This window comes from Cellulomonas persica (genome assembly GCF_007989825.1).
Taxonomy (GTDB): domain Bacteria; phylum Actinomycetota; class Actinomycetes; order Actinomycetales; family Cellulomonadaceae; genus Cellulomonas; species Cellulomonas persica.
The window spans coordinates 29,822-44,028 of record NZ_BJUA01000010.1 but is presented as its reverse complement, the minus strand read 5'-3'; the positions used below and the strand labels follow the sequence as shown (position 1 = coordinate 44,028).

At 75.0% G+C, this 14,207-nt stretch carries 9 protein-coding genes and 1 pseudogene; 2 read left to right on the top strand and 8 right to left on the bottom strand.

The genetic code is table 11. From position 1 onward, the window contains the following. Positions 1-105: 105 nt before the first annotated feature. From CPE01_RS11030 to CPE01_RS11000, 7 genes and pseudogenes are all read right to left on the bottom strand, one after another. Positions 106-345 carry a hypothetical protein gene (locus CPE01_RS11030; RefSeq protein WP_146806698.1) on the bottom strand — a complete coding sequence of 80 codons (240 nt, stop codon included), beginning with the start codon at positions 343-345 and terminating at the stop codon, positions 106-108. Continuing rightward, positions 342-2,498, bottom strand: coding sequence for a ferrous iron transport protein B (gene feoB, locus CPE01_RS11025; RefSeq protein WP_146806697.1), 2,157 nt, complete (start codon positions 2,496-2,498; stop codon positions 342-344). The genes CPE01_RS11030 and feoB overlap by 4 nt, the downstream gene beginning before the upstream one ends. Before the next feature lie 56 nt (positions 2,499-2,554). Then, complete coding sequence (locus CPE01_RS11020; protein ID WP_146806696.1) at positions 2,555-2,791, bottom strand: FeoA family protein; 237 nt, start codon at positions 2,789-2,791, stop codon at positions 2,555-2,557. 247 nt (positions 2,792-3,038) lie between these two features. Further along, on the bottom strand, positions 3,039-3,476 hold the full coding sequence (locus tag CPE01_RS11015) for an OsmC family peroxiredoxin (protein ID WP_146806695.1): 438 nt from the start codon (positions 3,474-3,476) through the stop codon (positions 3,039-3,041). A 399-nt stretch (positions 3,477-3,875) separates the two neighbouring features. After that, positions 3,876-4,862, bottom strand: a complete 987-nt coding sequence (locus CPE01_RS11010; RefSeq protein ID WP_146806694.1) for an AAA family ATPase — start codon at positions 4,860-4,862, stop codon at positions 3,876-3,878. Positions 4,863-4,963: 101 nt separating this feature from the next. Continuing rightward, on the bottom strand, positions 4,964-6,448 hold the full coding sequence (locus CPE01_RS11005; protein WP_146806693.1) for a M15 family metallopeptidase: 1,485 nt from the start codon (positions 6,446-6,448) through the stop codon (positions 4,964-4,966). Positions 6,449-7,059: 611 nt separating this feature from the next. Next, positions 7,060-8,515: pseudogene (locus tag CPE01_RS11000) on the bottom strand (GMC oxidoreductase). A gap of 207 nt (positions 8,516-8,722) precedes the next feature. On the opposite strand from CPE01_RS11000, the gene CPE01_RS10995 reads away from it, so the two are divergent. Beyond that, positions 8,723-9,325, top strand: coding sequence for a protein-L-isoaspartate O-methyltransferase family protein (locus CPE01_RS10995; RefSeq protein ID WP_146806692.1), 603 nt, complete (start codon positions 8,723-8,725; stop codon positions 9,323-9,325). Between the two features lie 180 nt (positions 9,326-9,505). Continuing rightward, positions 9,506-13,411 carry a S8 family serine peptidase gene (locus tag CPE01_RS10990; protein WP_146806691.1) on the top strand — a complete coding sequence of 1,302 codons (3,906 nt, stop codon included), beginning with the start codon at positions 9,506-9,508 and terminating at the stop codon, positions 13,409-13,411. Between the two features lie 111 nt (positions 13,412-13,522). On the opposite strand, the gene CPE01_RS10985 is transcribed toward CPE01_RS10990, so the two are convergent. After that, positions 13,523-14,062: a ribonuclease H family protein gene (locus CPE01_RS10985; RefSeq protein WP_146806690.1), complete on the bottom strand. Its 540-nt coding sequence runs from the start codon at positions 14,060-14,062 to the stop codon at positions 13,523-13,525. Positions 14,063-14,207: the final 145 nt, after the last annotated feature.

Below are 14,207 nucleotides of genomic sequence, written 5' to 3'. Positions count from 1 at the left end.
GGACGCACGCGGCGCACGCCACCTCGCCGGACACCGCCCAGCAGTCGACGTGGGCGCGCGCGGAGGGTCACCCGCTCCCCCACGGGCGCGCGGCACCGGGTGGCGTCAGCGGCGCGCGAGGGGGCAGCCGGTGCAGGCGAGCGGGAGGGGCACGTCGGGCGTCGTGGCCACGCAGGTCGAGCACGACGAGTCGGCGCGGGCCGGCGGGCGGGTGAGGGTCCCACGACGCTCCCAGTGGTCGAGCGCGGCAAGGACGAGCCCCTCGTCGACCCCGAGCGTGCGGGCCGCGGCGGCGGGCGTCGCGCCCGTGCGCGTCACGCGCAGCACGTCGTCGAGGACGCTCATCCCAGCAGCCGTCCCGTCTGGAACACGAGCACCGCGCCGACCCACGCGACGCTCAACCCGACGCCCACGCCGAGCAACGTCCACCGCAGCCCGAACAGCCGGCGCTGCTCGGCGAGCGTCGCGAGGCACGGGCTGTACGCGAGCACGAACCACAGGAACCCGGCAGCGGCCGCACCCGCGTGCCCGCCGGACGACGCGTCGAACGTCGCGCGCAGCCGGTCGGCCAGGTCGCCGGGGTCGGCGGGGTCCTCGGGCTCGGCCACCGCGGCCGTCTGGGCGAGCGACCCGACGACGACCTCCTTCGCGACGAAGCCCGTGGCGAGCGCCGCCGCCGCCTCCCACGTCCCGAAGCCGGCCGGGCCCAGCACCGGCGCGATGGTCTCGGCCGCCCGGCCGTACAGCGAGTCCTCGACGGGCACGTCCGCGACCGCGTGCCCGCCCGTCACGGGGACCGCCATGAGCAGCCAGACCACGGTGAGGGTCCCGACGATGATCACGCCCGCCTTGCGCGCGAACGCCAGGACCCGCACGCCCACGGACAGCGCGATCGGGCGCAGCGCGGGCCGTTGGTAGGCGGGCAGCGCGAGCACGAGCGGCTCGCGTCGGACGTCGCGGAACAGCGTGCGGCGCAGCGCCAGGCCGCCGAGCACGACGAGCGCGGCGGACGCGAGGTACATGACGAAGATGACCGTCCCTGCGTGCTGCGGGAAGAACACCGACGCGAGCAGCACGTACACCGTGAGCCGCGCGGTGCAGGACGTGAACGGGATGAGCAGCCCCGTGAGCAGGCGCTGCCGCGCGTGCGGGAGCGTGCGGGTCGCCGCGAGCGCGGGGAGGTTGCACCCGAACCCGACGACGAGCGGCAGCACCGCCCGGCCGTCGAGCCCGATCGCTCGCATCGCGCGGTCCGCGACGAACGCGGCGCGCGCCAGGTAGCCGCAGTCCTCGAGCAGCGCGACGGCGACGAAGACCAGCGCGAGCAGCGGCACGAACGACAGCACGGTCCCGACGCCCGCGAGCGCACCGTCGACGAGCAGCCCCTCCACCCAGCGCCACGGTCCCGACGAGGGCAGCACGTCACGCAAGGCGTCCGCGACCGTGCCGTTGACGACGGCGTCGATCGCGTCCATGAGAGGTGCGGCCACGGTGGTCGCGAGCTGGAACAGCCCCCACATCACGACGAGGAGCACCGGGATCCCCGCGCGCGCGTCGAGCAGCACACGGTCGACGCGGTCCGACCAGGTGCGCACCGGTCGAGCCGTCGCGGGGGTGCCGCTCTGCACGACCCGCAGCACGTCGGCGACCCACGCGAACACCCTCTCGGCGTCGTCGTCGTGGTCCTCGGCGTGCTCGGGTGCCGGATCGAGGGCGTGCTCGTCGGCGCCCGCATGCGCCGGGCGGACGGCGTGGTCTGGTGTCGGCTCGAGATCGTGATCGTCTGCGCGGGCGGGTGCCGGGTCGACGGTGTGGTCGACGGTCGGATCGGCGGTGTCGTCGACGGCCGGGTCGGCGGTGTGGCCGACGGTGAGGTCGGCTGTCGCGGTGTCGGGCCGGTCGCCCGTGGCGAGCGTGAGGGTGCTCGGGTGGGTGAGCGCTTGCTCGACCGCCGACGCGAGAGCCGCCAGGCCGGCGCCCGTGCGGGGGTCGAGCGCGACGACGGGGACGCCGAGCCGGGTCGCGAGCGTCTCGACGGGCACGGTCAGACCCCGCGAGCGGGCGACGTCCGACATGGTGAGCGCGACGACGACGGGTACGCCCGAGAGCGCGACCTGCCCCGCGAGGACGAGCGAGCGCGCGAGCCCCGCGGCGTCGACGAGGAGCACGGCGAGGTCGGTCCCCTCGTCGTGCACGGCCTGGGCCGCGACCTGCTCGTCGGGCGACCGCGCGTCGAGGCTGTACGTACCCGGCAGGTCGACGAGGCGGCACGGCACGCCTCCGACGCGCCACCGGCCCTCCTGCAGCTCGACCGTCGTGCCGGGCGCGTTGACCACGCGTTGCCGTGCGCCCGTGAGCGCGTTGAACAGCGTGGACTTGCCGACGTTCGGGTTCCCGACGAGCACGATGCGCGGCTCGTCGGCGCGGCGCTCGTCTCGGCGTGGGCCGTCGGCGCCGCGCCTCTCGACGCGGCGTCCGGCGAGGCGGGGCTCGAGCACGGCGGTGCTCGAGGGCGCCGATCCCCGACGCGTCGGGTTCGGCGCCTCGTGGCAGCTCACGACGTCGGGACGTCGACGGGTGCGACGTAGACGTGGACGCACGTCTGGGCGTCGAGCGCGAACCGGTCGAGTCCGATGCCGACGACGCGCCCGCCGAACCCGCCGCGGTGCGTGACGTGCACGACCGCTCCTGGCGCGAGGCCGAGCTCGCGACAGCGCTTGCGCATCGCCCCGTCGAGGTCGATGCGCGTGACCCGGACGACGTCGCCCGGTGTGCTCTGCGCGAGGTTCACGCTCGTGACGCTAGTGATGAGGTGAGGCAATCCTCACGGGACCGAAGTCCCGACGCACGGCCCACCCGGGCGCGATGCACGCGCGTCGTCCGCGACACGCCGACGCGCGTGCACCGTTCCCGTCGGGCAGGCCCGTCAGGCAAGGCGCTGCCTCGGACCATCCGAGGCCGTCAGGCAGGGCGACCCGTCAGGCAGGGCGACCCGTCCGGCAGGGCGGCCCGTCCGGGCGCCTCGGAGGGCGGCTCGGTCACGCGAGCGCCGCGTCCAGCGTGATGGTCGTGCCCGTGAGCGCCTTGCTCACCGGGCAGCCCGTCTTGGCGCTCTCGGCCGCGGCGAGGAAGCCGTCGGCGTCGAGGCCCTCGACCGTGCCGCGCACCGTCAGCGCGATCCCCGAGATGTGGAAGCCACCCGCGGAGTCGGGCCGGAGCGTCACGTCGGCCTTCACGTCGAGGTCGACGGGCGTCCCGCCGGCCTCCGCGATCACCGCGGAGAGCTGCATCGCGTAGCAGGACGAGTGCGCCGCACCGATCAGCTCCTCGGGGCTGGTCACTCCGCCGGCGTCGTCGGCCGCGCGGCGCGGGAACGAGACGTCGTACGCGCCGGCGCCCGAGCTCGTGAGCTCGACGCGGCCGGAGCCGTCGTTCAGGGTGCCGTGCCAGGAGGTGTGTGCGCTGCGCGTGGGCATGCTTGCTCCTTACGTCGTCGTGTGTCGTGCCGTGTCGTGCCGTGCCTGTCGTGAGTGCCTGTCGTGAGCCCCGAGGTCGTGCGCGCCGTCGTCGTGCCGTCCGCGACGAACGCGCTGCCGTCCGAGACGACAGAGACGACACTGACCACAGAGACGCCAGAGAGGACAGGGACGACAGACAGGCTGGTCCGCCCACGCTAGGCGCGCGACCGACGCCCCGCAGCCCGAGATCCACGGGCCGAGATCCCGAGCCGAGATCCTCGGGGCCAGATCATGTGCAGGCACCCGCGAGCAGAGGTCCGCACGCAGAGACCCACGAAGCCGCACCCGTCCCCGAGCACGCAGGCACGGGCCGGCCCGGGCGTTCCTGGAGGCGGACCGCGCGAGCGACGCGGGTGCTCAGCGGGAGCGTTCGAGGTGCGTCGCGACGACGGCCTGCGGGGCACCCGCCTCGCGCAGCGTCCACGCCGCGCGAGCGTGCAGCGCACGCCGGTCGTCGAGATCGATCCCGGAGTACAGCGCGGCACGCACCACGTCGTGCCGGAACACGAGCCGGTCGCCGCGCGCCTGGACGACGCCCGCCGCGAGCGCGTGCCGCAGGGTCCGCCACACGTCGGCGACGGGCCGGTCGGCGAGCGCCGCGAGGTCCACGACGACGAACGACACCCCGAGCACGGACGCCGCCGACAGCAGCGCGAGCACCTCGTCGCCCAGGTACGCGACGCGTGACCGCACGACGTCCTCGACCTCGCCGCGCCAGCCCGGCAGGACCGCGTCGATGCCGCCCTCGACCGCGACGAGCGCGCCCGTGTCGTGGGCCGCGGTGACCACGTCGACGACGAAGCGCGGGTTGCCACCCGCGGTCGAGACCGCTCCGCGCAGCGACGGCCCGAGGTTGGCCCCGACGATCGCCTCGGCGAGCTCGACGGCCGCAGCGGTCGGCAGCGGCCGCAGCTCGAGGTAGCGCGCACCGGCGCGCGTCCAGCGACTGACGACGTGCGTGACCTCGGGCCGGTGCGGCACGGGTCGCAGCGTCAGGACGACGAGCGTGCGCGGCGGGAAGCCGTCGGCCGACGCCTCGGCGAGCCCGGTGAGCTCGTCGTCGTCCCAGCGGTGCACGTCCTCCAGGACGACGAGCCGCGCGGACCCGTCCTCGCAGGGACGGCGCAGCTCGTCGAGCGCGTCCGGACCGCCGCAGACGCGGATGCCCAGGAGCTGCGCACCGGACTGCAGCGCCTCGACGAGGCTCGTGCGCCCGACGCCCGCCTCACCCTCGAGCAGCACCGCGCCACCGGGCCCGTCGGTGGCCTCGGTCAGGTAGGCCTCGAGGTCGTCGAGCTCGGCGGCGCGGCCGACGAGCGGCCAGGCTCGACCCGGGGAAGGCATGGGTCCGATGCTAGGTGCAGACCGGTGCCGTCGGGCTGGGTGAAGACCGGACCGGCAGGTCAGGGCCCGGTTCCGGCTCGGTCAGGCCGTCAGCGCGCTGGTCAGCGCGTGTACTCCCAGTGCCAGGCCTCCGGCTTGCTGCCGCCGGCGCGCGCCCAGGACGGGTGCACCCACCCGAAGTCGGCCGCGTGCTTCTGCATCCACACGTGCTGCGCGGTCCCGAACACCTGGATCCCGCCGCCGAGGTCCACCGCGACGCCCGTGCCGTGGTTCGACGTGCCGGGCCGGGCGCACAGCCAGCCCTTGCGCGCTCGGCAGCTCACCTGCGAGCCGTACGAGCGGTAGGAGTCGGAGATCGCCAGGTGCGCGCCGAAGTCGGCGTAGTAGGCGGCGTCGAGCGCGTCGAGGTCCTCGGCCGCGTCGCAGCGCAGCAGCGCACCGGAGTCGAAGGACGGCGCGCAGAGCGCCGACGCCGGGATCTGACCGTTGGCGTACCCGCGCAGCGACGCCTTCCACGCGGCGCGCTCGGCCTCCTTGGCGGCGGCAGCCTCCGCCGCGGCCTTGGCGGCTGCCTCCGCCTCGGCCTTCGCGGCGGCCTCGGCCGCGGCCTTCTCAGCGGCAGCCTTCTCGGCGGCGGCCTTCTGCTCGGCCGCGATCCGCTCGCGCTCCTCCTGCGTCGTCTCGGCGACCTCGTGGCTCAGCTCGACGACGCGCTCGAGCGCCTCGCGGATCTGGCGTGTCGTCTCGTCCTCGGGTCCCTCGACCGGTGGGACGACGACGTCGTCGGCCGGGTCGGCCGCGGCATCGCCAGCGGCGGCCGGGTCCGCCGTCGCGTCGGTGCCGGCCTCGGGTCCGGCGGCGTCCGACGAGGGTGCCTCCGACGAGGTGTCGCCCGGGGCGCCGGTCGTGGTGTCGGCCCCGGTCGGGAGCCGGTCCTCCGACGCGCTCAGGAGCCCCTGGACGCGCGCCTCGGTGGTCGGCGTCGCCTCGGGCGCTGCGGCGTCAGGGGTCGCGGTGCCGTCGGGCTCCGGCGCGTCCGTCGCCGCACCGTCAGCGGCGGCACCGTCCGTGGCGGCACCGTCCGTCGCAGCACCGTCCGTCGCAGCACCGTCCGTCGCAGCACCGTCCGTTGCGGCACCGCCTGCTGCGGCACCGTCCGCGGCGGCACCGTCGGTCGCGCCCTCGTCGGCGGCCGTGCCGTCGGTCGCGGTGCCGTCGGTCGCCGTGCCGTCGGTCGCCGTGCGGTCGCTCGTCGTGCCGTCCCTCGCCGTGCCGGACGCGGTGCGGTCGCCGCTGCGGGAGGCGGCACCGGTGGTGCGGGCGCTCAGGACGCCGGCCTCGTCGAGGAGCTCCTCGAGCTCGGCCGTGGCGGCGTCGAGCTCGTCGACGGTCGCGTCGTCGACGGTCACGTCCTCGGCGGCGTCGGTCGCGGCGCGCGCCGAGTGCACGGCGTCGAGCGCGGCGTCGGCGACGGCGGCGCGCGCCTCACGCATCGCGGTGCGGTCCTGCTCGGTGGCGGCGGTGCTCTGCGACACGAACCCGCCGAACGCGGCGGTGAGCGCGACGACGACGAACCCCTGGGCCACTCGGCCGGGGGTGAGGTGGGGGTGGTGGCGCGTGCGTGTCCGGTCGGTTGCCGCGTGGCGACCGCCGCCGGACGTACGCCGGCGCTGCGGCTCGTCACTCATCGCTCTCCACGCTAAGGAGCGGCAGTCGGACGTCCCGGTGGCGATCCGGAGAGGTCCTGCGAAGGCCGCAGCGGGGGCGTCGCACATCTCTGACACACCAGCGGTCCGGGCCCGCTTCGCCCGTTCACGCCCGTTCGATGGCGGTTCAGGACGTCCGTCCTGGTCACGTCGACGAAGCGGCGATGCGGCTATGCGGAGCAGTTCACGCATACCGGACAAGCCGTCTCGGCGCTCTCGACATGAGCGCCTGCACACTTCCGTCACACAACTTCACCCACCCCGAGCGCGCTGTGACGGCGGCCACAGCCACCCCGCGCGCCCGGCAAAAACGCGGCGCGACCTGCGCGAACCGGACACATCCGACGACGCACCCGCGACACACCCGCCGGGCCCGGGCACGCCCCGCCCGCCGCAGCCACCGCCGCAGCCCGACGCCGACGCCCCCATTTCCGTCACAACCGGAGCGACGACGACCCGAGCGCGGAGGCAGGGCCCGGCCCCCGCGGCGGCTAGCGGGGGCGGAGGGCGGCGGGGGCGTGCGCGGGCACGACCGGGCGGGCCGGGGCGACGGGGGCGAGCCGCACGTAGGGTTCCCCCGGGCCGGGCCGCGGGTCGGCCTCGCCCAGGTTGGGCCACAGCGCGCACGCCCGTTCGGCTTGCGCGGTGATCGTCAGGGACGGGTTCACACCGAGGTTCGCCGAGATCGTCGACCCGTCGAGCACGTGCAGCCCCGGGTAGCGGTGCACGCGGTGGTAGGGGTCGATGACGCCGTCGTCGGCGGTCCGGCCGATCGTGCACCCGCCGATGAAGTGCGCGGTCATCGGCACGTCGACGACCTCGCCGATGCTCCCCGCCGGGAACCCGCCGAGCTGCCGGGCCATCGCCCGGTACGCGGCGTGCGCCTGCGGGATCCAGGTCGGGTTCGGCTCACCGTCGCCGGGCACGGAGGTCAGGCGCACGCGCCCGCGCCAGTCCCGGCGCGGCCGCACGTCGATCGCGGCGCCACCGGTTTGCATGACGAGCCCGATGACGGTGCGCTGCGACCACGAGCCGAGGCCGAGCAGCAGCGAGGCGACCTGACCGGGGTGCCGCAGCGCGGTGGCCCACCACCGCCCGACGTGCCGCACGCGCGCTCCGGTCGGGCGCTCGTCCGGGGTGCGGCCGGCGGTCAGGACCGTCGAGAGCAGTCCCATGAGGTTGGAGCCGCGGCCGTACCGGACGGGTTCGAGGTGCGTGCGCTCGTCGAGCCAGACCGACGACGTGATCGCGACGCCCTGCGTCAGGTCGGGTGCGGTCCGGCGGTCGCGCCACCGGGCGACCGCGCCGCCGAGCGACTCGGAGTTGGTGCGCGTGAGGTGCCCGAGGCGGTCGGAGAGCTCGGGCAGCACGCCGTCGGCCTTGAGCCGGTGCAGCAGCTCCTGCGTGCCCCACGCGCCGGCCGCGAGCACGACCTGCCCGGCCCGCAGGGTCCGACGCGGGCGGCGTCGGCCGGTGGGCACGACGTCGACCTGCCACGTGCCGTCGTCGGCCGGGCGCACCGCGGTGACCGTGGTGAGCGGGACGACGCGCGCCCGCCCGTTCGGCGAGCGGCAGGTAGTTCGTCGTGAGCGTGTTCTTGGCCCCGAACCGGCAGCCGGTCATGCACGAGCCGCACTGCGTGCACCCGCGCCGCTGCGGCCCGACACCTCCGAAGAACGGGTCCGGCACGACGGCGCCGGGTTCGAGCCTGCCGTCGCGCCCGAACACCACGCCGACCGGCGCGCGCCGGTACGTGCCGCCCACGCCTGCGCCGGCGAGCACGAGCACGTCGGGCAGCGCGTGGATGCGCTGGATGCCGGTGCAGCCGAGCCGCGGCGCCCACAGGAACCGCCGCACGTCCCAGGAGGTGCGCGGCAGGGTGTCGTCGGTGAACCGCCGACCCGCCTCGAGGACGAGCACGCGGTACCCCTTCTCGGTCAGCCGCAGGGCGGCGACGGACCCGCCGAACCCCGAGCCGACGACGACGACGTCCGCGTCGAGCGACCTCTCGGGACCGGCGTCCGCACGCGCGGGCGACGGTCGGGGCGACGACGTCGTCGCGGGCCGGGCAGCGTTCACGCGCCTAGTGTCGGTGCTGAGGGACCACGGACCGCGTCACGCGGGACGCGCGGCGCGGCGCACCCTGGAGGCGGTGTGCACGACGACCGGGTGAGCGAGGCGATGCGCGCGGTGCCGCGCGTGCGGTTCCTGCCGCGCGCGCAGCGCGCGCACGCCGACGAGGACCGCGCCCTGCCGCTGTGGCACGGGTCGACGGGGTCGCAGCCCAGCACGGTCGCGGCGATGCTGCGCCTCCTCGACGTCCCGCCGGGCGCGGCGGTGCTCGACGTGGGCGCGGGGTCGGGCTGGACGACGGCGATCCTCGCGCGGCTCGTCGGACCCGAGGGTGAGGTGCTGGGGCTCGAGCTCGACCCGGAGCTGGCCGCGTGGGGTGCGGCCAACCTCGCCCGCTCCCTGCTGGAGGACGGCCCGACGAGTGACGGCGAACGTGCCGCGAGCCCGCGAGCGCGGCTCGAGGTCGCGCAGCCGGGGACGGTCGGGCGCGACCGACCGGGCGGGTGGGACCGGATCCTGGTCTCGGCGGCGGCGCGCGAGCTCCCGGGCGCGCTCGTCGGGATGCTCGCCGACCCCGGGCGGCTCGTCCTGCCGATCCGCTCGACCATGCACCTCGTCGTCGTCGCCGAGGGCCAGGTGAGCGACTCGACGCACGGCTCGTACGCGTTCGTGCCCCTGCGTTGAGCCGCCGACGACCGTCTCGCCGCCCGTCTTGCAGGGCAACCAATTCGGTCGTAACGGGTGACGTGGGAGGTACCGGTCAGTAACGTGCGTCGGGCGTCCTTGGTCACCGCCGACGAGGGAAGCGGTCTGCCCGGCGGCCCCACGAACGCTCCGCGAGAACCCACAACTCCAGGGGTGCACATGTCACGTCGATCCGTCCTCGCCTCCACGACCGCGCTCGCGGTCGCCCTCAGCACCGCGCTCCTCGTCCCGTCCGCCACCGCCGCCCCACCGGGCAAGCCCACCCCCGCCGACCACTCGATCGACCCTTCACTCAGCCGGGTCACCCTCGCCGAGGCACGCAAGGCCGCGGGCCTCGTCGGGGCCGAGGGCCAGATCACCGCGCTCGTCGGGCTCGACACCACCGCGGGTGTCGACGTCGCCGCGCAGGGCGCCGACGCGGTGCAGGACGCCGCCGCGCAGACCGAGGCCGCCGCCCGCAGCGTCGTGCCGAACGAGCTCACCGCCAAGAACGCCGACAGCGCCGCGCCCAAGCGGCTCGGCACGCTCACGAACCTCGTCGCCGGGACGCTCGTCACGGGCGACGCCGAGCAGGTCCGCGCGCTCGCGTCGTCGGACAAGGTCACCTCGATCCGCCTGGTGGCGCAGAAGCGGCCGACGAACGCGAACACGGTCACGTTCACGCGCGCGCTGCAGACGTGGCAGGACACCGGCCAGACGGGTGAGGGCATCTCGATCGGCGTGATCGACACCGGCCTCGACTACACGCACGCCGACTTCGGCGGCCCCGGCACGACCGCGGCGTACGAGGAGGCGTACGGCGAGGACGGCACCGGGCCCGTCCCGGCCGGGCTGTTCGACCCCGCGAAGTTCGCGGGCGGCTACGACTTCGCGGGCCCGCTGTACGACGCGAGCGGCGACGAGCCGGGCTCGACGCTCGTCCCCGCGCCCGACGAGAACCCCATCGACTCGCTGTCGACCTCCCCGAACTCCGGCCACGGCACGCACGTCGCGGGCACCGCGGCCGGCTACGGCGTGGACCCCACGGGCGCCACGTTCGACGGTGACTACGCGACGCTCACCGACCTGTCCGACTGGGAGATCGGCCCCGGCGCCGCACCCGGTGCGCAGCTGTGGTCCTTCAAGGTGTTCGGCGACATCGGCGGCTCGACGAGCCTGACCAGCCTCGCGCTCGACCGCGCGGCCGACCCGAACGGCGACGGCGACCTGTCCGACCACGTCGACGTCCTCAACCTGTCGCTCGGCTCCGACGGCACGCCGGCCGACGACCCGGACAACGCGCTCGTCGACGAGCTCACGGCGCTCGGCGTGGTCGTCGCGATCTCGTCCGGCAACGCGGGCGACATCACCGACATCGGCGGCTCGCCGGGCAACGCCGCGAGCGCGATCACGGTCGCGAACTCGGTGGGCGCCCCGGTGCTCGACGCCGTCAAGGTCACCGCCGCGTCCGACTCCTCGCTCGTCGGCACGCTGTTCGCCGCCCAGAACTCGGTCGCGTACGGCGGCGACGACGTCACGGCACCCGTCGCGTACGTCGGTGCCACGTTCGACGGCTGCACGGCGTTCACCGCCGCGCAGGCGGCCGCCGTCGCGGGCAAGATCGCGTACCTGTGGTGGGACGACGACGACACCTCTCGTCTGTGCGGCTCGGCCGCACGGTTCAACAACGCCGCAGCGGCCGGTGCCGTCGGCGTCGTGCTGCCCACCGAGCTGCCGGTCTTCTCCGCGGGCATCGCGGGCAACGCCACGATCCCCGGCGTCCAGCTCACCAAGGCGTCGACGGACGCGCTGCTGCCCGAGATCGAAGCGGGCACGCTGAGCCTGTCGATCGGCCCGGGCTTCGCGCACGCGAGCAGCCTGGCCGACGCGGGTGACCTGCTGAACGACGGCTCGTCGCGCGGCGTGCACGGCTCGCTCGGCATCGCCAAGCCCGACGTCGCCGCACCCGGCACCGGCATCCTGTCGGCCGCCTCGGGCGGCGGGGCCGCGGGTCACCTGCTGTCCGGCACGTCGATGGCCGCGCCGCACGTCGCGGGCATCGCCGCGCTCGTGCGGGCCGCCCACCCGGCGTGGTCGTCCACCGACGTGAAGGCCGCCGTGGTCAACACCGCGACGCACGACGTCACGACCGAGCCCGACGGCGAGGGCATCGCCTACGGTCCCGAGCGGGTCGGCGCCGGTCGCGTCGACGCGCTGCAGGCCGTGCAGACGGACGTCGTCGCGTACAACGCCGCCAACCCCGCGCTCACGTCCGTCGTGTTCGGCGTCGTCGACGTCGGCGCCACCAAGGTCACGCGCACCGCGAAGGTCACCGTCCGCAACACCGGCACCAAGGCGGCCAGCTACGACGCGTCGTTCGTCGCCGCGTCCACCGCGGGCGGCGCGAGCGTCAGCGTCTACCCGAGCGTCGTCGCCGTCCCCGCGGGCGGTACCAAGACGATCGTCGTCACGCTCACGGCCGACCCGGCCACGCTCGAGCGCGACATCGACCCGACGTCGGCGTCCGAGCAGGCCGGGCTGGCCCGCGAGTACGTCGCGATGCTGACCGGCCGGGTCGTGCTCGACTCGCGCACCTACGGGTCCGACCTGCGCATCCCCGTGCAGGCCGCGCCGCGTCTCGTGTCGGACCTCACGGCGAAGGACGTCGCGTTCACCGGCGCGTCGACCACCGCGGGGCTCGCGCTGACGGGCCGAGGGGTCTCGTCGGGCGGCTGGCAGTCGCTCACCACGCCGCTGATCCTCGGGGCGGTCAGCGACAAGCTCGCGCTCGACCCGTCGGTGACCACGTCGCAGTCGGCGATCGCCTCGGGTGACATCCGGTACGTCGGCTGGTCGTCGACCGCGCCGTACGTCGAGGCGCTCGGCGCGGACCCGCAGGAGTACGGGCTGCTCAACATCGGTGTCGCGACGGAAGGCGACTGGGCCTCGCTCGGCCAGTCGGTCATCCCGATCATCGACATCGACGTGGACCAGGACGGCACGTTCGACCTCGAGTCGTACGTGTGGAAGCTCGACCCCTCGATCGACCTGACCGTCGTCTCGACGTACGACCTCCACGCACCCGCGACCGATCCGGCGATCGACATCGAGCCGATCAACGACGAGCTCGGGGACGTCGACACGGGCGTGTTCGACAGCAACGTGTTCGTCGCGCCGATCAGCCTCGGTGCCGTCGGCATCGCCCCGGGGGCCACACCCACCGTGCAGGTCTGGACGTACTCGGACTACGGGCAGGACGGCGTCGTCGACGACGAGGTCGCACCGTTCACGGTCGACCCGTACGACCCGGCGTTCTGGTTCGAGAACGACCGCCCGTCGCTCGTGTCGACCAACGGGGACGGCGGCGTCACCATCCCGGTGCACCGCTCCACCGACGCGGTCTCCGACCGGCTGCTGGTGCTGCAGCACCACAACGTCGACGGCAAGCGCGCCCAGCCGGTGTACGTGACCGTGCCGCAGGCCACGACGACGACGCTGAGCGTCACCGGTGGCACGTCGTTCGGCTCGAAGGCCCAGCTCAAGGCGACGGTCACGCCGCCGGACGCCACGGGCAAGGTCGAGTTCCGCGACGGCACGCGCGTCGTCGCGGTCGCCGACGTGCGCAAGGGTGCGGCCACCGCGTCCGTGCAGCTCGGCATCGGCAAGCACGCCCTGACGGCGCGGTTCGTGCCGGCCAAGGGGTCGTCGTTCCTGGCCTCGACGTCCGCGCCGGTCTCCGTCACCGTCACCAAGTCGAAGACGACGACGAAGGTCGCCGTCCTCGGTGCGAACGGTCGTGCGGCGGTGGAGATCACCGGCCGTTCGGGCAAGGGCGACGCGGGGCGCGCGAAGGCGGTCGTCACCGTCACGGGAGCGAGCACCGCACCGTCCGGCAAGGTCACGCTCACCGAGGGCAAGAAGCTGATCGGGACCGCGACGCTCAAGGTCAACCGCCTCACGGGCACGGCGACGATCACGCTCCCGCGTGACCTCAAGCCGGGCTCGCACACGCTGACGGCCACGTACCCCGGCAGCAGGACGACCGAGGCGTCGAAGGGCTCGGTCACGTTCAAGGTCCGCCGCTGACGTAGCGGGCGGTCCCCTCGGCGGGGCGTCGTGGCCACGGCTACGGCGCCCCGCCGTCGTGTGCGGGTGCCCGACGAGCGGCCTGGGGACGGGGACCGGTGCCGACCCTCGCTAGAAGAGCGTGTCGACAGCGAGCTCGGGCCGGGGCGCGGGGGCGGGCTCCGGGGCGACGATCGTCGGGGCCTGCGTCGCCGACGAGACCGGCCGGGGTGCGAGCAGGCCGTCGCGTGCCGCGCGGGCGGCGATGCCCGCGAGCTCGTCGGCCCGCTCGTTGAACCGGTCGCCGCGGTGCCCGCGCACCCACGTGAACGTCACGGGACCGGGGCGTTCGGCGATGGCGCGGTCGATCGCCTGCACCAGCGCGAGGTTCTGCACCGGACCACCGCCGGCGGTGCGCCAGCCGCGCCGCCGCCAGCCGTGCACCCACTCCGACGAGCACTTGATCGCGTACTGCGAGTCGGCCTCGATGCGCAGCGGCTCGTCGCCGGGGTGCGCGAGCACGGCCTCGAGCACGGCGGTCAGCTCGGCGATCTGGTTGGTGCCGGACGGTGCGCCGCCGCTGTCGCTCGTGCCGTCGTGGTTGGCCCAGGCCCACCCGATCGCACCCCCGGGGTTGCGCAGGCAGGATCCGTCGGTGCTCACGGTGATCATCGCCGCCCATTGTCGACCATGCGCGGCGTCCTCGTCGCCGCCCGCTGCGTCCACCCCGCGCCGCTGCTGTCACGCGCCCTGCTCGTCGTCCGGCGCGGCGCGCTCTCCGGGTCGTGCCTGGTCACCGGGCTACGGCCTCTGCGGC